The sequence below is a fragment of the Streptomyces sp. YS-3 genome (assembly GCF_045257485.1).
GTDB lineage: Bacteria > Actinomycetota > Actinomycetes > Streptomycetales > Streptomycetaceae > Streptomyces.
Genome location: NZ_JBJHPC010000027.1, coordinates 1 through 21,766, shown reverse-complemented (window position 1 = coordinate 21,766; position 21,766 = coordinate 1). Strand labels below are relative to the sequence as shown.

The 21,766-nt window shown below is 68.6% G+C and carries 13 protein-coding genes; 7 read left to right on the top strand and 6 right to left on the bottom strand.

The annotated features are described in order from the left end of the window. The first annotated feature begins 32 nt into the window (after positions 1-32). Entirely contained in the window at positions 33-1,580 is a 1,548-nt protein-coding gene (locus ACJA3G_RS04710) for an MFS transporter (protein WP_406551594.1), read from the top strand. A 54-nt stretch (positions 1,581-1,634) separates the two neighbouring features. Here the strand turns inward: ACJA3G_RS04710 and ACJA3G_RS04705 are convergent, their stop codons facing one another. Beyond that, positions 1,635-3,161: a helix-turn-helix domain-containing protein gene (locus ACJA3G_RS04705; RefSeq protein WP_406551593.1), complete on the bottom strand. Its 1,527-nt coding sequence runs from the start codon at positions 3,159-3,161 to the stop codon at positions 1,635-1,637. A gap of 638 nt (positions 3,162-3,799) precedes the next feature. Here ACJA3G_RS04705 and ACJA3G_RS04700 point away from each other — a divergent pair. Beyond that, the gene (locus ACJA3G_RS04700; RefSeq protein ID WP_406551592.1) at positions 3,800-6,595 is read left to right on the top strand and encodes an aconitate hydratase; all 2,796 of its coding nucleotides are present in this window, start codon (positions 3,800-3,802) and stop codon (positions 6,593-6,595) included. A 95-nt stretch (positions 6,596-6,690) separates the two neighbouring features. On the opposite strand, the gene ACJA3G_RS04695 is transcribed toward ACJA3G_RS04700, so the two are convergent. The 5 genes from ACJA3G_RS04695 to ACJA3G_RS04675 all read right to left on the bottom strand — a co-directional run bounded on the left by ACJA3G_RS04695 (position 6,691) and on the right by ACJA3G_RS04675 (position 15,147). Continuing rightward, entirely contained in the window at positions 6,691-7,617 is a 927-nt protein-coding gene (locus ACJA3G_RS04695) for an FG-GAP repeat domain-containing protein (protein ID WP_406551591.1), read from the bottom strand. 210 nt (positions 7,618-7,827) lie between these two features. Continuing rightward, on the bottom strand, positions 7,828-8,760 hold the full coding sequence (locus tag ACJA3G_RS04690) for an FG-GAP repeat domain-containing protein (protein WP_406551590.1): 933 nt from the start codon (positions 8,758-8,760) through the stop codon (positions 7,828-7,830). A 250-nt stretch (positions 8,761-9,010) separates the two neighbouring features. Further along, positions 9,011-9,973 (bottom strand): FG-GAP repeat domain-containing protein, encoded by a 963-nt coding sequence (locus tag ACJA3G_RS04685; RefSeq protein WP_406551589.1) that lies wholly within the window; start codon positions 9,971-9,973, stop codon positions 9,011-9,013. A 198-nt stretch (positions 9,974-10,171) separates the two neighbouring features. After that, on the bottom strand, positions 10,172-11,146 hold the full coding sequence (locus tag ACJA3G_RS04680; protein ID WP_406551588.1) for an FG-GAP repeat domain-containing protein: 975 nt from the start codon (positions 11,144-11,146) through the stop codon (positions 10,172-10,174). A gap of 149 nt (positions 11,147-11,295) precedes the next feature. Further along, positions 11,296-15,147, bottom strand: coding sequence for a GH92 family glycosyl hydrolase (locus tag ACJA3G_RS04675; RefSeq protein WP_406551587.1), 3,852 nt, complete (start codon positions 15,145-15,147; stop codon positions 11,296-11,298). 529 nt (positions 15,148-15,676) lie between these two features. Between ACJA3G_RS04675 and ngcE the strand changes: the two genes are divergently transcribed. From ngcE to ACJA3G_RS04650, 5 genes are all read left to right on the top strand, one after another. After that, positions 15,677-17,128, top strand: coding sequence for an N-acetylglucosamine/diacetylchitobiose ABC transporter substrate-binding protein (ngcE, locus tag ACJA3G_RS04670; protein ID WP_406551586.1), 1,452 nt, complete (start codon positions 15,677-15,679; stop codon positions 17,126-17,128). Positions 17,129-17,186: 58 nt separating this feature from the next. Further along, the gene (locus tag ACJA3G_RS04665; RefSeq protein ID WP_385539279.1) at positions 17,187-18,113 is read left to right on the top strand and encodes a carbohydrate ABC transporter permease; all 927 of its coding nucleotides are present in this window, start codon (positions 17,187-17,189) and stop codon (positions 18,111-18,113) included. After that, positions 18,110-19,024 (top strand): carbohydrate ABC transporter permease, encoded by a 915-nt coding sequence (locus tag ACJA3G_RS04660; RefSeq protein WP_406551585.1) that lies wholly within the window; start codon positions 18,110-18,112, stop codon positions 19,022-19,024. The genes ACJA3G_RS04665 and ACJA3G_RS04660 overlap by 4 nt, the downstream gene beginning before the upstream one ends. A 217-nt stretch (positions 19,025-19,241) precedes the next feature. Further along, the gene (locus tag ACJA3G_RS04655) at positions 19,242-20,441 is read left to right on the top strand and encodes an ROK family transcriptional regulator (protein WP_406551584.1); all 1,200 of its coding nucleotides are present in this window, start codon (positions 19,242-19,244) and stop codon (positions 20,439-20,441) included. 120 nt (positions 20,442-20,561) lie between these two features. Continuing rightward, a complete protein-coding gene (locus tag ACJA3G_RS04650) occupies positions 20,562-21,677 on the top strand; it encodes a sugar ABC transporter substrate-binding protein (protein WP_406551583.1) in 1,116 nt (371 codons plus the stop codon). The last annotated feature ends 89 nt before the right edge of the window (positions 21,678-21,766 follow it).

The window sequence follows — 21,766 nt, the reverse complement described above, 5'->3', positions numbered from 1 at the left end:
CGGGGGTCCCTCGTACGAGGGCAAGGCCTGCCATGACGAGTTCGCAGCCGACACCCACGACCGACACCGCCGCCCACGGCCGCACGGGCGGCGGAAACGGGATCGCGCTCCTGGTCATCGCCTCCTGCCAGTTGATGGTGGTGCTGGACATCACCATCGTGAACATCGCCCTCCCGCACATCCAGCGAGCCCTGGACTTCTCCACGACCAGCCTGGCCTGGGTGGTCAGCGCCTACACGCTCACCTTCGGCGGGCTGCTGCTGCTCGGCGGCCGGACCGGCGACATCCTCGGCCGGCGCCGCGTCTTCCTCTTCGGCGTCGTACTCTTCGCCGTCGCCTCGCTGCTGGGCGGACTCTCCCAGAACTCCGGCCAGTTGCTGGCCGCGCGCGCCTTCCAGGGAGTCGGTGGCGCCATCGCCTCGCCGACCGCGCTGGCCCTGATCACCACCACGTTCACCGAAGGGCCCGCGCGCAACCGGGCGTTCGGCGTCTTCGCGGCGGTCTCCGCGGGCGGCGGCGCGATCGGCCTGCTCATGGGCGGCATCCTCGTCGAATGGCTCGACTGGCGCTGGGTGTTCTTCGTCAACGTGCCGATCGCGGCGCTGATCGTGCTCGCCACGCCCCGGCACATCAAGGAGTCCGAGCGCCACCCCGGCCACTTCGACCTCCTGGGCGCGCTCACCTCCACCACCGGGATGACCGCGCTGGTCTACGGCTTCATCCGGGCCGCCCAGGAGGGCTGGCGCGACCCGTACACGCTCGGTTCGTTCGGCGCGGCCGTGCTGCTGCTCCTCACGTTCGTCCTGGTGGAGCGGCGCTCGGAGCGGCCCATCACGCCGCTGCACATGTTCGCCGACCGCAACCGGGCCGGCACCTACGGCATCATGCTGAGCCTCGCCGCCGCGATCTTCGGCATGTTCTTCTTCCTCACCCTGTTCGTCCAGAACGTGCTGGGCTTCAGCCCGCTCAGGGCCGGGCTGGCCTTCCTGCCCGTCAGCGCCGTCATCGCGGTGGGCGCGGGCATCGCCTCCCAACTGCTGCCGAAGTACGGGCCCAAGCCGTTCATGGTGACGGGCTCGGTGCTGGCCGCGGCGGGCCTGTCCTGGCTGACGCTGACCGACATCCACTCCACATACGCGGGCAGCATCCTGGGCCCGATGCTCGTCTTCAGCCTCGGCATGGGCCTGAACTTCGTGTCGCTGACGCTGATGGCCGTCTCCGGCGTGCCCGTGCACGAGACCGGCGCCGCCTCCGGCATGCTCAACGCCACCCAGCAGGTGGGCGGCTCGCTCGGGCTGTCGATCCTGGTCACGGTCTTCGGCACGGCGAGCCACAACGAGGCGAACTCCCAGGTGCCGAAGTTCCTGCGGCAGGCCGACCCCGCCCAGCGGCTGGCCTTCCGGCGCACCGGCAACCTCCCGCGCCCCTGGAGCGACCAGGTGCTCGCCTCCGGGGTCTCCACCGCCTTCATCGTGGCCGCGGTCTTCGCGATCGTGGCGGCGGTGATCGCCCTGCTGGCCATCCAGGTCCGCCCGGCGGACCTGGAACGCCTCCAGGGCGGAATGACCCCCGGCCCCTGAGGCCGCCCGGCGGGGACGGGCTCAGGGACCGGGGACCACATGCCGGAACTGTTCCTAGATGTCCCGGAAGATCTCGATCTGCGCGCCCACCGAGTTGAGGCGCTCCGCCAGGTCCTCGTAACCGCGGTTGATCACGTACACATTGCGCAGGACGGACGTGCCCTCGGCCGCCATCATCGCGAGCAGGACCACCACCGCCGGACGCAGGGCCGGCGGGCACATCATCTCCGCCGCGCGCCAGCGCGTGGGGCCCTCGACCAGCACCCGGTGCGGGTCGAGCAGCTGGAGGCGGCCACCGAGACGGTTGAGGTCCGTGAGGTAGATCGCGCGGTTGTCGTAGACCCAGTCGTGGATGAGCGTCTTGCCCTGGGCCACCGCCGCGATCGCCGCGAAGAACGGCACGTTGTCGATGTTGAGCCCGGGGAACGGCATCGGGTGGATCTTGTCGATCGGCGCCTCCAGCTTGGAGGGGCGGACCGTGAGGTCGATCAGCCGGGTGCGGCCGTTGTCGGCGGCGTACTCCGCCGAGCGGTCGTGGTCCAGGCCCATCTCCTCCAGGACCGCGAGCTCGATCTCCAGGAACTCGATCGGCACCCGACGGATCGTCAGCTCCGACTCGGTGACCACGGCGGCGGCGAGCAGGCTCATCGCCTCGACCGGGTCCTCGGACGGCGAGTAGTCCACGTCCACGTCGATGTTCGGCACGCCGTGCACGGTCAGCGTGGTGGTGCCGACGCCGTCGACCCGTACGCCCAGCGCCTCCAGGAAGAAGCAGAGGTCCTGGACCATGTAGTTGGAGGAGGCGTTGCGGATGACGGTGACGCCGTCGTGGCGGGCGGCGGCCAGCAGCGCGTTCTCGGTCACCGTGTCGCCGCGCTCGGTCAGGACGATCGGGCGGTCCGGGGCGGTCCGCGTCACCTCGGCGTGGTAGATGCCCTCGGTGGCCGTGATGTCCAGGCCGAAGCGGCGCAGGGCGATCATGTGCGGCTCGATGGTGCGCGTACCGAGGTCGCAGCCGCCCGCGTACGGCAGCCGGAAGTGGTCCATACGGTGCAGCAGCGGACCGAGGAACATGATGATGGACCGGGTCCGGCGGGCGGCCTCGGCGTCCATGCCGTCCATGTCGAGGTCGGCCGGGGGCACGATCTCCAGGTCGACGCCGTCGTTGATCCAGCGGGTGCGCACCCCGATGGAGTTGAGGACCTCCAGGAGCCGGAAGACCTCCTCGATACGAGCCACCCGGCGCAGGACCGTACGGCCCTTGTTGAGGAGCGAGCCGCAGAGCAGCGCCACACAGGCGTTCTTGCTCGTCTTGACGTCGATGGAGCCGGAGAGCCGGCGCCGGCCGACGACCCGAAGGTGCATGGGTCCGGCGTAGCCGAGTGAGACGATCTCGCTGTCGAGTGCTTCACCGATGCGGGCGATCATCTCAAGGCTGATGTTCTGGTTGCCGCGCTCGATACGGTTCACGGCGCTCTGGCTCGTGCCCAGAGCCTCGGCCAACTGCGTCTGTGTCCAGCCCCGATGCTGCCGGGCGTCACGGATGAGCTTGCCGATGCGTACGAGGTAGTCGTCTGACATGGCGACAGGTTATCTCACATATGAGATGAGAGTGCTGTCGGGGTGCGCCGTACGGGTGGGGTTGAAGTGAAGACCGTGTGGGCGACCCGGGTGAAACGCCGTCAGTTCCGATGCTGGGGCGAGAGCCGCCGTCCGGCAACCGGAGGGCGCGCGTCCGACTCCACCCGGGTGCGGGTACCCATGTTCACGCGACCCAGTCCGCGAGTGACGCGCGCCCCCGTCGCGCCCGCGTCGCGCGCGTGAAGCCGTGCATCCGGCTGTTCCCGCCCGGCAGCCGGTCCGGTTCGCCGCGCTCATCCCGCTCTGCGCCATCTGTCCGTACGTGATGTTCGTCGCGATGCCGGACCGTAGCCCCGGACGGCTGTCACCATCGCCCACGAGACCGGCCGTGTTCCGCCGCACGCGGAGGCGCGCCCCGGCCGCCCGGGGCGTGCCGGACCGCGTGCCCACACATGACCAGCGCTCGCCCATGTACTAGAGTTATCTCGACATCGAGATATCTGCCGAGGCGCACCGCGGCCGTACGCACCGCCCCCGTGGCGGTAAGGGTGACCTAACTTAGCCTTACCTTAGCGGATTGGCTATCCAGCGTGGCGGCAGGATGCGGTGGAACGCGCACATATATGAAGGAGACTGTCGTGTCGGCGAACAGCTTCGACGCCCGCAGCACGCTGCAGGTGGGCGACGAGTCGTACGAGATCTTCCGGCTGGACAAGGTCGAGGGCTCCGCGCGCCTCCCTTACAGCCTGAAGGTGCTGCTGGAGAACCTGCTCCGTACCGAGGACGGCGCGAACATCACCGCCGACCACATCCGGGCGCTCGGCGGCTGGGACTCCCAGGCGCAGCCCAGCCAGGAGATCCAGTTCACGCCGGCCCGCGTGATCATGCAGGACTTCACCGGCGTGCCCTGTGTCGTCGACCTCGCCACCATGCGTGAGGCCGTCAAGGAGCTCGGCGGCGACCCGGCGAAGATCAACCCGCTGGCCCCCGCCGAGCTGGTCATCGACCACTCGGTGATCGCCGACAAGTTCGGCACGAAGGACTCCTTCGCGCAGAACGTCGAGCTGGAGTACGGCCGCAACAAGGAGCGCTACCAGTTCCTGCGCTGGGGCCAGACCGCCTTCGACGAGTTCAAGGTCGTCCCCCCGGGCACCGGCATCGTCCACCAGGTCAACATCGAGCACCTGGCCCGTACGGTCATGGTCCGTAACGGCCAGGCCTACCCCGACACCCTCGTCGGCACCGACTCGCACACCACCATGGTCAACGGCCTCGGTGTGCTGGGCTGGGGCGTCGGCGGCATCGAGGCCGAGGCCGCGATGCTCGGCCAGCCGGTCTCGATGCTCATCCCGCGCGTCGTCGGCTTCAAGCTGACCGGCGAGCTGAACCCCGGCACCACCGCCACCGACCTGGTCCTCACGATCACCGAGATGCTGCGCAAGCACGGCGTCGTCGGCAAGTTCGTCGAGTTCTACGGTGAGGGCGTCGCCGCCACCTCGCTCGCCAACCGCGCCACCATCGGCAACATGTCGCCGGAGTTCGGCTCCACCGCCGCGATCTTCCCGATCGACGACGAGACGCTGAAGTACCTCCGTCTGACCGGCCGCTCCGAGCAGCAGGTCGCGCTCGTCGAGGCGTACGCCAAGGAGCAGGGCCTCTGGCTCGACCCGGCCGCCGAGCCCGACTTCTCCGAGAAGCTGGAGCTCGACCTCTCCACGGTCGTCCCCTCCATCGCCGGCCCCAAGCGCCCGCAGGACCGCATCGTCCTCGCCAACGCCGCCGAGCAGTTCGCCAAGGACGTCCTCAACTACGTAGAGGTCCCCACCACCCAGGCCGGCACCGCCGCCTCCCCGGTGGACGAGGCGAGCGACGAGTCCTTCCCGGCCTCCGACGCCCCGGCCTACGGCAGCCAGGAGAACGGCGCGGGCGCCCCGCAGCACGCCGAGGGGACCGGTGCCGCCGTCCCGTCGAACCCGGTCACGGTCACCGCCCCCGACGGCTCGACCTACGAGATCGACCACGGCGCCGTCACCGTCGCCGCGATCACCTCCTGCACCAACACGTCGAACCCGTACGTGATGGTCGCCGCGGCCCTCGTCGCGAAGAAGGCCGTGGAGAAGGGCCTGACCCGCAAGCCGTGGGTCAAGACCACCCTCGCCCCGGGCTCGAAGGTCGTCACGGACTACTTCGACAAGGCCGGTCTGACGCCCTACCTCGACAAGATGGGCTTCAACCTCGTCGGCTACGGCTGCACCACCTGCATCGGCAACTCGGGCCCCCTCGACGAGGAGATCTCGAAGGCGGTCAACGAGCACGACCTCGCCGTCACCTCGGTGCTCTCCGGCAACCGCAACTTCGAGGGCCGGATCAACCCCGACGTCAAGATGAACTACCTGGCGTCCCCGCCGCTGGTCGTCGCCTACGCCATCGCGGGCTCGATGAAGGTCGACATCACCCGTGACGCCATCGCCACCGACGCCGACGGCAACCCGGTCTTCCTGAAGGACATCTGGCCCACCGAGGCCGAGGTCAACGACGTCGTGGCCAACGCCATCGGCGAGGACATGTTCAACAAGTCCTACCAGGACGTCTTCGCGGGCGACGCCCAGTGGCAGGCGCTGCCGATCCCGACCGGCAACACCTTCGAGTGGGACCCGCAGTCCACCTACGTCCGCAAGCCCCCCTACTTCGAGGGCATGCAGATGGAGACGACCCCGGTCGCCGACATCACGGACGCGCGCGTCCTGGCCAAGCTGGGCGACTCGGTCACCACCGACCACATCTCCCCGGCCGGTGCGATCAAGGCCGACACCCCGGCCGGCAAGTACCTCACGGAGCACGGCGTGAACCGCCGCGACTTCAACTCCTACGGCTCGCGCCGTGGCAACCACGAGGTCATGATCCGCGGTACGTTCGCCAACATCCGCCTGCGCAACCAGATCGCGCCGGGCACCGAGGGCGGCTTCACCCGCGACTTCACCCAGGCGGACGCCCCCGTCTCCTTCATCTACGACGCGTCGCAGAACTACCAGGCCGCCGGCATCCCGCTGGTCATCCTGGCGGGCAAGGAGTACGGCTCGGGCTCGTCCCGCGACTGGGCCGCCAAGGGCACGGCGCTGCTCGGCGTCAAGGCCGTCGTCGCCGAGTCGTACGAGCGCATCCACCGCTCGAACCTCATCGGCATGGGCGTCCTGCCGCTCCAGTTCCCGGAGGGCGCCACGGCCGCCTCCCTGGGCCTGACCGGCGAGGAGACCTTCTCCATCACGGGCGTCACCGAGCTGAACAACGGCACGACCCCGCGCACGGTGAAGGTCACCACCGACACGGGCGTGGAGTTCGACGCGGTCGTCCGCATCGACACCCCCGGTGAGGCGGACTACTACCGCAACGGCGGCATCATGCAGTACGTGCTGCGGAACCTGATCCGCGGCTAGGGATCGGGCACTGCCGGAACGGCGGAAGGGCCGCACCTCCTCTCGGGGGTGCGGCCCTTCGTCATGCGCGGCGCTTCAGAGAAGTGCCGGTGGGATCAGAACAGCAGGCGGTAGGTGTTCCAGCCGCCGCTGCCGATCTGCACGCGGGACTTGTAGGGGGACGAGGCGTTGCCCGTGCCCGAGTAGCGCCACAGGGTGCCGTCGTTGCCGCGCGCGACCAGGTCGGTCTTGCCGTCGAAGTCCATGTCACCGATGGAGACGAGGCTGTTGTACGTGTTCCAGCCGCCCCCGATCCGGGTGCGGCCCTCGAAGGGGGCCTTGTAGTTGCCGGTGCCCTTGTAGAGCCACAGGGTGCCGTCGCCGCCGCGCGCCACGATGTCGGCCTTGCCGTCACCGGTCAGATCGCCGTTGCCGGCGATCTGCGTGTACTGGCCCCAGCCGCCGCCGACCTTGTAACGGGACGTCAGCGTGCCGTTGCCGTAGTTGAGGTAGATGTACAGGTTGCCGCTGCCGTCACGGGCGAGCAGGTCACCCGCGGCGGCGCCGCCGAGGTTGCCCACCGACCAGATGCGGTTGTAGGTGTTCCAGCCGCCGCCCAGGTTCTGCGGCGTACCCTGCCAAGCCATGTAGCCCAGGTAGCCGTCGGCGCCCCGGAACCAGATGCCGTTGGAGTTGTCACCGTCGCCGGCGTTGTCCACCTGGACGACGTCCCGGTCGTTCTTGAAGCCGTATCCAAGCTGGTCACGGTCGCCAAGGCCGCCCTTGCCGTCCAGACCGTAGCCGTACTGGGTGCCGTCACTCGCGATGCCGTACAGGCCGAAGTGGGACGGCGCCGTCGCCGCCACCGCGCCGGAGCGCAGCGACGAGGGAGCCTTGGCCGTCGCGGTGGCGGAGCCGGCCGACTTGGCGGGGTGCTCCGCCGCGACGGCGGACGCGCCGGTCGCGACGAGCGCCGCGGTGATCGCCGCGGCGGCGAGGCGGGCGGCTATGCGCCCGCCCTTACGGCCAGAAGTGTTGGCCACGTATTTCTCCATGGAGTTGTTGAGACATGGCGCGTCCCACCAGGGGGACTCGCCATAGGATCAGTGAGATCGTTTCACGGCTTTCTCACATCTTCCAAACAGATATGTGCGGGAATCGTCACGACCGCTTGGCACGGTCCCCGCGACGCCGAAGGGCCGTACCGCCGAAGCGGTACGGCCCTCCGTCAGGTCGGATCAGACCGGGTCGGATCAGAAGAACAGCCGGTACGTGTTCCAGCCGGCCGTGCCGATCTGCACGCGGGACTTGTACGGGTCCGCGGCGTTGCCGGTGCCCTTGTACAGGTACAGCGCGCCCGCGGCGTCGCGGCCGACGAGGTCGGCCTTGCCGTCGAGGTCGATGTCGCCCGGCGCGAAGATGGCGTTGTAGGTGTTCCACCCACCGCCGATCTTCGTGCGGCCCTCGAAGGGCGCCTTGTAGTTGCCGGTGCCCTTGTAGAGCCACAGGGTGCCGTCGCCGCCGCGCGCCACGATGTCGGCCTTGCCGTCACCGGTGAGGTCGCCGTTGCCGGCGAGGGCCGTGTACTGGCCCCAGCCGCCGCCGACGGTGTAACGGGACGTCATCTTGCCGGTGCCGTAGCCCAGGTACAGGTACAGCGTCCCCGAGGAGTCGCGGCCCAGGAGGTCACCGGCGCCGGCGCCGCCCAGGTTGCCCGGGGAGAGCATGGCGTTGTACGTGTTCCAGCCGCCCCCGATGGTGATCGGGTTGGAGCCGTCGGCCGGGGCGTAGTACAGGTTGCCGTTGTAGTCGGCCTGCCAGGCGCCGTCCACGACGTTGTCGGCGTCCTGGTCGACCTGGCCGACCCACTTGAAGTTCCAGCCGGTGTTGCCGTCGAAGCCCGTGCGCGACTCGAGGCCGCCGTTGCCGTCCGGGGCGTAGTAGTAGACGGTGTTGGACTTGTCGATGCCGTACAGGCCGAAGATCGGCGCGTCGCCCGGGTTCGCGGCCTGGGCGCCGGTCAGCGCGCCCTTGGCCGGCTTCGCCGTCGGAGCCTTGAACGGCTTCGCCGAGGGGTTGTCGGCGGCGAAGGCGGTGGCGCCGGTGCCGACGAGGGCGGCGGTGACCGCCGCGGCAGCGAGACGGGAAGCTATCCGTCCACGCTTACGGCCAGAGATATTGGCCACGTATGTCTCCATTGGTCGTGAATGAGACGTGGTGCGACTCGGGTGTCGAGTCGCGTCACGAGTTCAGCGGAATCGTTTCACGACTCCTTTACCTGTCAACCCGCTTGGCGACAAAGGGGATCAAGACAACAGCTATTTCTCGCCTCTCGTTCACCACGCGTATCCCGAAAACGCCCAAAAGGGCCGCAATTCCCCTACAGGAATGCGGCCCTCCGGTTATCGCGCGTGGCTCGAAGCCGCCGGGAAGGCGTCAGAACAGCAGCCGGTACGTGTTCCAGCCGCCGTTCCCGATCTTCACGCGCGACTTGTACGGGTCCGCGGCGTCGCCGGTGCCCTTGTAGAGCCACAGCGCGCCCGCCGCGTCGCGGCCGAGCAGGTCCGTGGTGCCGTCGAGGTCCACGTCGCCCGAGGAGACGATGGCGTTGAAGATGTTCCAGCCGCCGCCTATCTTCGTGCGCGGCTCGAAGGGCGCCTTGTAGTCGCCGGTGCCCTTGTAGAGCCACAGGGTGCCGTCGCCGCCGCGCGCCACGATGTCGGCCTTGCCGTCACCGGTCAGATCGCCGTTGCCGGCCAGGGCCGTGTACTGGCCCCAGCCGCCGCCCACCTTGTAGCGCGAGGTCAGCTTGCCGTTGCCGTAGCCCAGGTACAGATAGAGCGTGCCCGAGGCGTCGCGGCCCAGCAGGTCGCCGCCGTCCGCGCCGCCGAGGTTGCCCGGGGAGAGCAGCGTGTCGTAGATGTTCCAGCCGCCGCCGACGACGGTGGTCTCCGGTTCGAGCAGCGGCTCGTACGTCATCGTGCCGTTGGCGTCCCACTTCCAGAGGCCGTCCGCGACGCCGTCGGCGTCGTTGTCGACCTGGGCGCCGTTCTTCAGGCCGCCCTGGCCCTCCTCGAACAGCATCCGGGACGCGAAGCTGCCCTCGGAGTCGGGCAGATAGGAGAAGCTGTTGCCGGAGTGGTCCACACCGATGAGCGCGAAGACCGGGTAGGCGCCGTTGGGGTCGCCGGACTTGGTGACACCGTGCCCGGCGCCCCTGGCGGCGTGCGCGTGCGCGGCGGCCCGCGCGGCGCCGGCCTTCACCGCGGCCTTGGCGGAGGGGGTCGGCTGATCGGCCGCGAAGGCGGTCGCGCCGGTGCCGACAAGGGCGGCGGCGACGGCCGCGGCGGCGAGACGGGAAGCCGTCCGCCCGGGCGTACGGCCTGAAGACTTGGCCACGTGTCTCTCCATGGGGTCGATGAGCCATGACGCGGCACCGGGCACCCCTGTGGAACCGTGCGCCGAACACGTCACGTGATCAGCGAGATCCTTACACAACTCCCTTACGTGTCAACCTGTTTGACTGCGGACACGAAAGGGCCGCACCCCCTTGCGGGAGTGCGGCCCCGGACCCGTCGGGTCATCCGCCCGGGCGGATCAGAAGAACAGCCGGTACGTGTTCCAGCCGCTCGTCCCGATGTTCTTGCGCCCCGCGAACGGCGCCGCCGCGTTGCCCGTGCCCGAGTAGCGCCACAGGGAGCCGTCGGTGCCGCGCGCGATGAGGTCGGTCGTGCCGTCCAGGTCCAGGTCGCCCATCGAGAACAGCGCGTTGTAGGCGTTCCAGCCGCCCCCGATCCGGGTGCGGCCCTCGAACGGGGCCTTGTAGTCGCCGGTGCCCTTGTAGAGCCACAGCGTGCCCGAGGCGTCGCGCGCGACGAGGTCGTTCTTGCCGTCGCCGGTCAGGTCGCCGTTGCCGGCGATCTGGTTGTAGGTGTTCCAGCCGCCGCCGACCTTGTAGCGGCTCGCCACCTTGCCGTTGCCGTAGCCCAGGTACAGGTAGAGCGTGCCGGTGGTGTCACGGGCGAGCAGGTCGCCCGCGCCGGCGCCGCCCAGGTTGCCGGGGGAGAGCACCAGGTTGTAGGTGTTCCAGCCGCCGCCGACGGTCCACGGGGTCTCGGAGTCGTCCGCGGCGAAGTACATCGTGCCGTTCTTGTCCCACTCCCACCAGCCGTCGGCGTACCCGTCGGCGTCGTGGTCGACCTGGGCCGACCACTTGATGGGGTCCCAGCCCGTGTCGATCCTGGCCCGCGGGCTGAGGGCGCCGCCGCCGTCGCGGATGTAGCCGTAGAGCGTGTTGGCGCGGTCCGCGGCGAACAGGTCGAACTGGGGGGCCTCGGGGCTGGGCGCGGAGGTCATCGCGCCGGAGCGCGTGAGTGACGGCGCGGACGGCTTCGGGGCGGCCTTGAACGGCTTCGGCGGGTCGACCGCCACGGCTGCCGTCGCACCGGCGCCGACGAGGGCGGCGGCGGCCACGAGGGCGCCGAGCCGCGCGGCTATCCGGCCGCGCTTGCTGCCGGAACTCCCGGGAGTCCCGGAATCCTTGGCCAGATTCTCGGCCACGTAGTTCTCCATGATCCATGAGGCTCAGATGCGACGTGGCGCGCCTCAGCAGACGAGACGCGCCACGGGTTTCACCGGAATCCTGCCATGACTCCTTTACATGTCAATCGGCTTGAGGTAAAAGCAGCCAACTCGATACGCGCGCCGCCCGGATGGGGCCGTCAGCGCAGCAACTCGATCTCGGCCAGCGTCGCCGGTCCGCCCGCCGGCACCAGCCGGTAGTGCCCGTAGGCGCCGGGCCGGGCCACCGTGAACACCCGGGTCTGCTGGTCCCAGGTGAACGACTCGCCCGAGCGCCTGTCCAGATCGACCCACTTCGTCCCGTCCGAAGAGCCCTGGAGGACCCACCCCTTGGGGGCCTTGCTCCGGTCGGCGGACGTCAGGGTGTACTGCACCGCGCGCGTGGCCGGCTTCACCGGCAGTTCGACGGAGTCGAAGGAGGCGGACGTCGCCGAGGTGTCGTCGAAGAGCGGACCGCTGCCCGCGATCGCGTCGGCCGGCGGCACCGGCACCTTCCCGTCGTGCGTGATCGACACCGGCGCCGCCTTCTCGCCCGTGCCCCAGGCCGAGGGACGCGGCCCCATCGCGAAGTCCAGCGTGCCGCCCCGGGCCAGCAGGGAATGGGGGAGCGCGGTGGACGTCCACGCCTTGCCGTTCACCTTCAGCGACTGGACGTAGAGGTTGCGGGCGCTGTTCCTCGGCGCCTTGACCACCAGGTCGCGGCCGTTCTCCAGGTGCACGGTCGCCTTGGTGAACTGGGGCGATCCGACGGCGTACTCACCGCTGCCCATGACCAGCGGGTAGAAGCCGAGCGCGGAGAACAGGTACCAGGCCGACTGCTCGCCGTTGTCCTCGTCGCCGTGGTAGCCCTGCCCGATGGCGCTGCCCGTGTAGAGGCGGTTCATCACCTCGCGGACCTTCTCCTGCGTCTTCCAGGGCTGCCCGGCCGCGTCGTACATGTACGTCACATGGTGGGCGACCTGGTTGGAGTGGCCGTACATGCCCATCCGGACGTCACGGGCCTCGGTCATCTCGTGGATGACGGAGCCGTACGAACCGGCGAGGTCGGGGGAGGCCGTCTCCGGGGTCGCGAAGAACGCGTCGAGCTTCTTCGCCAGGCCCGCGCGCCCGCCGTAGAGGTTGGCCAGGCCCCGTGAGTCCTGCGGGGCGGTGAACGCGTAGCCCCAGCCGTTGGTCTCGGTGTAGTCGTAGCCCCAGACCCGCGGGTCGTAGGAGGCGCTGGGCACCCGCCGGCCGCCCTTGGTGTCCCGGCCCTGGAAGAAGCCGGGCGCGCCCGCACCGGCACTCGCCGCCTCGGGGTCGAAGAGTTTCACGTAGTTGCGGGCCCGGCCCAGGAAGTACGCCGACTCCTCCTTGTAGCGGGACTTGTGGGTCCTGTCGTAGAGCGCCTGGCCCATCTTGGCGAGGCCGTAGTCGTTGAGGTAGCCCTCCAGCGACCACGACAGGCCCTCGTGCGTGGAGGTCGGGGTGTAGCCGAGGAAGGGGGAGGTGTCCATGCCCTTGCGGCCGACCCCCGCGGACGGCGGGGCGACGGTGGCGTTCTTGAGCGCGGCCTCGTAGGCGGCCTCGCCGTCGAACTTCACGCCCTTCACATAGGCGTCGGCGAAGGCCACGTCCGAGCTGGTCCCGGTCATCAGGTCCGCGTAGCCGGGCGAGGACCAGCGCGAGATCCAGCCGCCGTCCTTGTACTGCTGGACGAACCCGTCGACCATCTCGCCGGCCCGTCCCGGGGTGAGCAGCGAGTACGCCGGCCAGGTCGTGCGGTAGGTGTCCCAGAAGCCGTTGTTGACGTACACCTTCCCGTCGACGATCTTCGCGCCGGTGCGGGTGGGGGTGTCCTGGCCGGTGCCGGGGGAGAAGGGGCTGGCGTAGACGTCCTTCGATCCCACCTTCTCGAAGCCGGAGTTCGGGTAGAGGTAGAGCCGGTAGAGCGAGGAGTAGAGGGTGGTCAGCTGGTCGTGGCTCGCGCCCTCGACCTCGACCCGGCCCAGGATCCGGTCCCAGGCGCGCTGGGCCTGCGCCTTCACCCGGTCGAAGGAGGAGCCCGCCGGGATCTCCGCGGCCAGGTTCGCCTTCGCCTGGTCCACGCCGATGAGCGAGGTCGCCAGGCGCAGGGTGACCGTGCGGTCCTTGCCGGGCTTCAGCCGCAGATAGCCGGTGACATCGGCGCCGCCGCCCCCGGGCAGCTTGCCGCCGGCGGTGGCCGGTACGTCGAGGACGCCGTACACGAAGAGCCGGGTGGCGCCCTCGGAGAGGCCGCTCTTGACGTCGGAGTAGCCGGTGAAGGACGAGGTCGACGGGTCGAGGGTGAGGCCGCCGTTGTTGTTGACGTTGTCGAGGACCACGCTCGCGTCGTCACCGGGGTAGGTGAACCGCATGGCCGCCGCGTGGTCGGTGGGCGCCATCTCGGCCTTGAGGCCGTTCTCGAAGGTGACGCCGTAGTAGTACGGCTTGGCGCTCTCGTTCTCGTGCCGGAACGGCAGGGCGCGCGCGGTCCGCGAGGCGTCCGGGGTCCCGGCCGCCGCCGACGGCATCAGCTGGAAGGTCTGCCGGTCGCCCATCCAGGGGCTCGGCTCGTGGCTGGCGGAGAACGCCTGCAGGGTGGGCAGGTTGTCGGCGTTGTTGCGCCGCGCGTAGTCGTACAGCCAGTCCTGCGAGGCCGCGTTGGTCACGGGGGTCCAGAAGTTGAACCCGTTGGGGACGGCCGTCGCCGGGAAGGTGTTGCCGCGCGAGAAGGAGCCGCTGGAGTTGGTGCCGCGGGTGGTCAGCGCGTAGTCGGAGAGGTGCGCGAGGCGCTTCTCCGGCTTCTTCGGGGCGATCGAGAGGTCGTCGATCCAGCCCTGGAACTTCGCGGGCCCCTTGGGCGAGTCGTACGCCACCAGGATCCGGTCGGCGGTCTTGCCCGCGGCCACCGCGCCGATGCGCGAGGACACCTCGTTCCACTGGTTGACGTAGAGCGTCTTCGCCGCGCCCTGGCCCTGGGGGGTGAGCTGCCCGCCGTGCGCGTCGAGGGCCCTGAGGTCACTCAGATAGGTGCCGTCGGTGAAGGCGAGGTCCACCGACACGTTGGTGGCGGGGTAGCCGAGGTCGGTCTCCGGCATCGACGGGAAGATCTTGTAGTCGAGCACGGTGTCCCGGCCGATCCGGGTGTCCACGTCGAAGATCTTGTTGTACGAGTAGGCCCGGCCCCGCGCCTTGTGCGTACCGGCGTAACGCAGGGCCCTCTTTCCGGTGAATCCGGCGTTGGCCTTGGCGGTGGGGGAGCCGCCGGGTCCGCGGTCCGGCAGCGTCCGCATGTCCGGGGGGACCGGGGCGCCGGTGTCTCCGTCGGAGAACTGCACATCGGCGAGCTGGGTGAGGTCGGCGCCGCTGTTGTGGGTGATCTCCAGGCGGTAGTGCGCGTACGCCGTGGAGTTGGTGAAGTCGTACGCCTTGGTCTGGAAGCGCGAGGCGAACGTCTCACCCGAGCGGGTGTCCAGCGTGGTCCAGGTGACGCCGTCCGCCGAGCCCTTCAGCGTCCAGTCCCGGGGGTCGCGCGGGGCCGCGTCATTGGCCGAGGTCAGGGCGTAGGTGACGACCTTGACCGGGCTGTCGAGGTCGAACTCCAGCCAGGCGGTGGGCTGGAAGGCGAGCCATTTGGTGCTCGGCTGGCCGTCGACGAGGTTCTCCTTCACCTCGCCGGAGCCGTCGTTCTCGGCGCTCGCCCGCACGGTCGTCACCCGGTCGGTGACGCTGCCCGGTATACCGGCGGCGAAGCCGCCGTCGACGCCCGAGGCGCGCTTGCTCCCGTCCGGGCCCCTGTCCACGGTGTCGCGCCAGTCGGGCTGCGGCTGGCCGGTCTCGAACGAGGTACGGAACTCCTGGGCCGCCCCCGGGGGCCGGGCGGCGGCGGGCTGGGCCGTCGCGGCTCCCTGGGCGGTGACCACGAGGAGGAAGGAGGCCGCCGCGAGGGCGACCGCGGGCCCTTGTCGGAGCCGGGATCTGGGCAGCATACGGGGCCTTTCCATTGGCGGGCGCATGACAGAGCGCAGCCCGGCGAGGACCGGGCGGACATCGGTCATACGATCTGGACAACGTTGTCAGGCGGAAAATGCAGGATCCAGTAGGAAGGCAAGCCGACGGTGCTGTCAAGGGCGTTGAGGGCAAATGGCCCGGGCGTTCCGGGACGCCACGAGAGGCTCGCGGGGGTCCGGCCCACCGCGCTCCGCCATCAGATATCCAAGAGGTCTCAACTCGGGAAAGGATGCCGTCCAACCATGCTTTCGATCTTGCTCAGTTGACGGAAAGTGGACTATACCTGTCGGCGTCCGCTCCGCCGGGAAACCGGCCGGCTCGGGGGACGGGGGACGTCGGGGAAGCAACGGCACGTCATCCTCCGCACATCCGGCGTATCCGCTGCGTACCCTGCACTACCCAAGCTTCAGCACAACTGACCGCGGTGGCGGGGCCCTTCGCCGGTAGGCGATTCGGTACGGGCGACCGGTACACCGCCTGAGTCCTGGAGAAGGCGAGGACTTGAGCATGGGATCCACCTCCGCCCACGAGAGCAATGAGGGCCTGGGCCGTCGCGATCTGATCAAGCGTTCCGCGGCGCTCGGTCTGATCACCGTTCCGGCGATGGGCTTCCTGTCCGCCTGCGCGAGCGGCGACAGCGGCGGCGACAAGAAGGTAGAGAAGGGCACCAAATCCGACAAGAACCCGCTCGCGGTGAATGAGTCGGCCCCTCTCGACGTCGTCATCTTCGACGGCGGTTTCGGCACCAAGTACGCCACCGACGCGAACGCCGTCTACCAGAAGGCGTTCCCGAAGGCGAAGATCAGTTTCCACAAGACCCAGAAGATCCAGTCGGAGCTTCAGCCGAAGTTCAACGGCGGCACCCCGCCGGACCTGATCGACAACTCGGGCGCCGAGCAGATGGACATGGGCGTCCTGGTCGGAAAGAGCCAGCTCACCGATCTGACCCCGCTCCTGGACGCGCCCTCCATCGACGACCCGGCCAAGAAGGTCCGCGACACGCTGCGGCCGGGCATCGTCGAGATGGGCCAGTTCGACGGCGACCAGTGCTGGGTCTTCTACTACGCGTACACCGTGTACGGCGTCTGGTACTCGCAGACCGCGCTCGACAAGCTCGACGCGAAGTACCCCGAGACCTGGGACGAGATGCTCGCCCTGTGCGCGAAGGCGAAGAAGCAGGGCATCGCGGGCTGGACCTACCCGGGCAAGTACCCGTACTACCTGCCGTTCTCGCTCTACCCCTTCATCGCCAAGATCGGCGGCCGTGAGGTCCTGGACGCCATCGACAACCTGGAGCCGAAGGCCTGGGAGCACCCGGCCGTCAAGGCCGCGTTCGAGGCGTACTACGAGCTCTTCAAGAAGGGCTACATCCTCCAGGGCACGCCCGGTATGACCCACATCCAGTCGCAGACGGCCTGGACCAAGGGGCAGGCGCTGTTCATCCCGAACGGCTCCTGGGTGGAGAACGAGGCCGCTCCCACCACGCCCAAGGACTTCAAGATGATGGTGGGCGCGCCCTCCAGCCTGGACGGCAACGACAAGATGCCGTTCGGCACCATCTGGGCGTCCGGCGGTGAGCCCTTCATCGTCCCGGCCAAGGCGAAGAACCCGGTCGGCGGTATGGAGCAGCTGCGCATCATGCTCAGCGAGGCCTCCTCGAAGAACTTCACCTCCCAGGTGAAGTCGCTCTCCGCCTTCAACGGCGGCACGGACGGCCTGGCGCTGTCCACCGCCCTGCAGTCGGGTGTCGACGCGCTGAAGAAGGCCGGCACGAATGTCGTCAACCCGCGGCTTCAGGACTGGTATGTGAAGCTCCAGAAGGAGCAGATTGGTGTCGCCGGTCTCGGTGAGATGATGGCGGGCCGCGCCACCCCGGCCGAGACCATCAAGAAGATCCAGGGGTACGCCGACAAGGCCGCCCAGGACCAGAACATCAAGCACTACAAGCACAAGAAGTAGCGGCAGTGGTCAGGCGTCACCAGCGGCGGCACCCGCTAGCAGATCGGGGTCGGTAACCATGCAACACGGCAAGTACCGGTTCATCGTGGGATTTCTGGTACTCCCACTGGCGTTGTACTCACTCTTCGTCATCTGGCCGTTCATCCAGTCCATCTACTACTCCTTCACGGACTGGACCGGTCTGAGCCCGGACTTCAAGATGGTCGGCTTCGACAACTACAAGCGGATGTTCGACGACGACATCTTCTGGAAGTCGTTGCAGCACAGTCTGCTCTTCGTCCTGCTGCTGCCGCTGGTGACACTGGGCCTCGCGCTGTTCTTCGCCTTCATGCTCAATGTCGGGGGGCGGCGCCGAAAGGGCGCCGCCATTACCGGAGTGCGCGGTTCCGGGTTCTATAAAATCGCCTACTTCTTTCCGCAGGTGCTCTCGATCGCGATCGTCGCCCTGCTCTTCCAGTTCGCGTACAACCCCAACAACGGCGTGATCAACTCCGCGCTCAAGGGGGTCGGTCTCGGCAGCGTCCAGCCGAACTGGCTGGGCGACCCGGATCTGGCGCTGTACTGCGTGATGGCCGTGCTGGTGTGGTCCACGGTCGGATTCTTCGTCGTGCTGTTCTCGGCCGGGATGGCGTCGATCCCCAGGGACTTCTACGAGGCGGCGCTGCTCGACGGCGCCAGCCGCTTCACCACGTTCTTCAGGATCACCCTGCCGCTGCTCTGGGACACCGTGCAGTCCGGCTGGGTGTACATGGGCATCCTCGCCCTGGGCGCCGAGGCCTTCGCCTCCGTGCAGATCATGACGGTGGGCCCGGGCGGCCCCGACTACTCGACCACGGTCCTGCCGCTCTACGTCTATCAGTCGGCGTTCCGCGACGGTCAGGCCGGATACGCGACCACGATCGGTGTCGCGCTGCTCGTCGTCACGCTGCTGTTCGCGGCGGTCGTGATGCGACTGGGCCGGCGCGAGCGGCTGGAGTTCTCATGACCACTGACACCTCGACCGCCGACCTCGCCGAGGAGCGACCGCCCGTGGCCAAGCAGGCGGAGCCCGTCCAAAAGGAGAAGAAGAGCGAGGGCGCGGCCCTCAACGTCTTCTCCCACGGCGTTCTCGTCCTGTGGGCGTTCATGGTCGTCGTCCCGCTGCTCTGGGCGGTCATGGCGTCCTTCAAGGACGACAACTCGATCCTGTCCACCCCCTGGGCGCTCCCGGACAAGCTGCACTTCGACAACTGGTCGCGGGCCTGGACCCAGGCCCATATGAGCGACTACTTCCTCAACACCGTCCTGGTGGTGGGCGGCTCGCTCATCGGCACGCTGCTGCTCGGCTCGATGGCCGCCTACGTCCTCGCGCGCTTCGACTTCCCCGGGAACCGGTTCATCTACTACCTGTTCATCGGCGGGATGAGCTTCCCGATCATGCTGGCGCTGGTGCCGCTCTTCTACGTGATGAACAACCTGAGCCTGCTGAACACCACGCACGGGCTGATCCTGGTCTACATCGCGTACTCACTGCCGTTCACCGTCTTCTTCCTCACCTCGTTCTTCCGGACGCTGCCCAGTTCGGTCGCCGAGGCGGCGATGATCGACGGCGCCTCGCACACCCGTACCTTCTTCCAGGTGATGCTGCCGATGGCCCGTCCGGGTCTGATCAGCGTCGGAATCTTCAACTTCCTGGGGCAGTGGAACCAGTACATGCTGCCGACGGTGCTCAACACCGACCCCGACAAGCGGGTGCTCTCCCAGGGCCTGGTCGAGCTCGCGACCAGCCAGGGGTACAAGGGCGACTGGTCCGGTCTGATGGCGGGCCTGGTGATGGCGATGCTGCCGGTGCTCGCCGCGTACATCGTCTTCCAGCGCCAGGTCGTCGCGGGACTGACGGCCGGAGCGCTCAAATAGCGGTACGTCACCCTCCGTATCCACCCCGGGACCGCCCGTCGGCGACACGCCGACGGGCGGTCCCGTGTCATGTCCCACTGCTCAGGTCTTGACGGGAGACAACCCGAAAGGCTCAGCTTAGAGTTCACATGTTGGAGATAGGGCGGGGCCTCAATGCTGCGGTCCCGTGTGGGGGCGGCCGTCGTGCCGCCCGCCTACGGCGGGAGTGGATGAGTCGATGGAGACTCCGGGGTCGCAGACGTCATTGCACCGGGCCAACCTTGAGCGGGTCGTACGCGCGGTGCGCATGGCGGGCTCGCTCACCCAGGCCGAGATCGCCAGGACCACGGGCCTGTCCGCGGCCACGGTCTCCAATATCGTTCGTGAACTGAAGGACGGCGGAACCGTCGAGGTCACACCCACCTCGGCGGGCGGCCGGCGGGCCCGCAGCGTCTCGCTCAGCGGCTCCGCGGGCATCGTCATCGGCGTCGATTTCGGCCACACCCACCTTCGGGTCGCGGTGGGCAACCTCGCCCACCAGGTGCTCGCCGAGGAGGCCGAGCCGCTCGATGTCGACGCCTCCTCCGCGCAGGGCTTCGGCCGGGCGGAAGAGCTGGTCAACCGCCTGATCGCGGCCACCGGCATCGGCCCCGACAAGGTCATCGGAGTGGGCCTGGGCGTGCCCGGCCCCATCGACGTCGAGTCCGGGACGCTGGGCTCCACGTCCATCCTGCCGGGCTGGACCGGCATCAACCCCAGCGAGGAGCTCTCGGGCCGCCTCGGCGTGCCGGTGTACGTCGACAACGACGCCAACCTCGGCGCCCTGGGCGAGCTGGTGTGGGGCAGCGGGCGCGGGGTCAAGGACCTGGCGTACATCAAGGTGGCCAGCGGTGTCGGCGCCGGTCTGGTGATCGACGGGCAGATCTACCGGGGCCCGGGCGGTACGGCCGGCGAGATCGGCCACATCACCCTCGACGAGTCGGGCCCGGTGTGCCGCTGCGGCAACCGGGGCTGCCTGGAGACCTTCACCGCGGCGCGGTACGTGCTGCCGCTGCTCCAGTCGAGCCACGGGGCCGACCTGAGCATGGAACGGGTGGTCCAGCTGGCCCGCGAGGGGGACCCGGGGTGCCGCCGGGTGGTAGCGGACGTGGGCCGTCACATCGGCAGCGGTGTCGCCAACCTCTGCAACCTGCTCAACCCCAGCCGGGTGGTCCTCGGCGGCGACCTGGCCGAGGCCGGGGAGCTGGTCCTGGGGCCCATCAGGGACTCCGTGTCGCGGTACGCCATCCCCAGTGCGGCGCGCCAGCTCTCGGTCCTTCCGGGGGCCCTGGGCGGCCGTGCCGAGGTGCTCGGCGCGCTGGCTCTGGTACTGAGTGAAATGGGTGATTCCACCCTGTTGGAGAGTGCTGTTCCGGCCGGGGCTCCTGCCTTCACTTAGATAACGGATGGCACCGTTGTCATCTCGTTAAGGATTTACTCCTTGACGGTGGCCCTGCGGCCGAGTTGACTTCCAGCCACCTCGGCCGCAACGTCGCGGCCTCGTCAGGGAGGTTCCAGAATGAACACGCGTATGCGTCGTGCCGCCGTGGCCGTGGCCGCCACCGCGATGGCCGTCTCTCTCGCCGCTTGCGGCAGCGCCAAGGAGTCGGGCGACAAGACGAAGGAGTCGACCGGCTCCAAGAAGGGCGACGCGATCAAGATCGGTCTGCTCCTGCCGGAGAACCAGACCGCGCGTTACGAGAAGTTCGACAAGCCGCTCATCGAGAAGAAGGTCAGCGAGCTGACCAACGGCAAGGGCAAGATCGTCTACGCCAACGCCAAGCAGGACGCGACGACGCAGACGCAGCAGGTCGACACGATGATCACCAACAAGGTCGACGCGCTGATCGTGGACGCGGTGGACTCCAAGGCGATCGCGGGCGCGGTGAAGAAGGCCAAGGACCAGGGCATCCCGGTCGTCGCCTTCGACCGTCTGGCCGAGGGTCCGATCGACGCGTACACCTCGTTCGACAATGAGCAGGTCGGTCATGTGCAGGGCAAGGCCCTGGTCGACGCGCTGGGCGCGAAGGCCAAGGACGGCCAGATCGTGATGATGAACGGCGCGATCACCGACCCCAACGCCGCCTTCTTCAAGAAGGGCGCGCACGCCGAGCTCGACGGCAAGGTGAACATCGGCAAGGAGTACGACACCAAGGAGTGGAAGCCGGAGAACGCCAACGCCAACATGGAGGGCGCGATCTCGGCCCTGGGCAAGGACAAGATCATCGGTGTCTACTCCGCCAACGACGGCATGGCGGGCGGCATCATCACGGCCCTGAAGGCCGCCGGTCTCTCCAAGCTTCCCCCGGTCACCGGCCAGGACGCCGAACTCGCCGGCGTGCAGCGCATCGTCGCGGGTGAGCAGTTCATGAGCGTCTACAAGCCGTACGTCCAGGAAGGCCCGATCGCGGCCGAGATGGCCGTCGCCCTGGCCAAGGGTGAGAAGCTGGACTCGATCGCGAAGTCCAAGGTCGACAGCCCGACCACCAAGGGCGTCCCGTCGGTGATCCTCCCGGTCGTGTCGCTGACCAAGGACAACATCAAGGACACCGTCATCAAGGACGGTATCTACAAGATCGACGAGATCTGCACCTCGAACTACAAGGCCGCCTGCGACACGCTCGGCCTGAAGTAGTCCCCCGCCGGGACTCCCCGCGTACGAGGATCTCCTCCCCGCACCCGGGCCCCGGCCCCCGAAGCCCCTCCGGCGCCCTGCCCTCCTTC

Excerpts from the sequence above, each read along its gene's own strand:
- ACJA3G_RS04675 (WP_406551587.1), bottom strand. The coding sequence starts at position 15,147 with ATGCTGCCCAGATCCCGGCTCCGACAAGGGCCCGCGGTCGCCCTCGCG.
- ACJA3G_RS04650 (WP_406551583.1), top strand. The coding sequence starts at position 20,562 with ATGAACACGCGTATGCGTCGTGCCGCCGTGGCCGTGGCCGCCACCGCG.
- ngcE (WP_406551586.1), top strand. The coding sequence starts at position 15,677 with ATGGGATCCACCTCCGCCCACGAGAGCAATGAGGGCCTGGGCCGTCGC.
- ACJA3G_RS04660 (WP_406551585.1), top strand. The coding sequence starts at position 18,110 with ATGACCACTGACACCTCGACCGCCGACCTCGCCGAGGAGCGACCGCCC.
- ACJA3G_RS04710 (WP_406551594.1), top strand. The coding sequence starts at position 33 with ATGACGAGTTCGCAGCCGACACCCACGACCGACACCGCCGCCCACGGC.
- ACJA3G_RS04705 (WP_406551593.1), bottom strand. The coding sequence starts at position 3,161 with ATGTCAGACGACTACCTCGTACGCATCGGCAAGCTCATCCGTGACGCC.
- ACJA3G_RS04655 (WP_406551584.1), top strand. The coding sequence starts at position 19,242 with ATGGAGACTCCGGGGTCGCAGACGTCATTGCACCGGGCCAACCTTGAG.
- ACJA3G_RS04665 (WP_385539279.1), top strand. The coding sequence starts at position 17,187 with ATGCAACACGGCAAGTACCGGTTCATCGTGGGATTTCTGGTACTCCCA.
- ACJA3G_RS04680 (WP_406551588.1), bottom strand. The coding sequence starts at position 11,146 with ATGGAGAACTACGTGGCCGAGAATCTGGCCAAGGATTCCGGGACTCCC.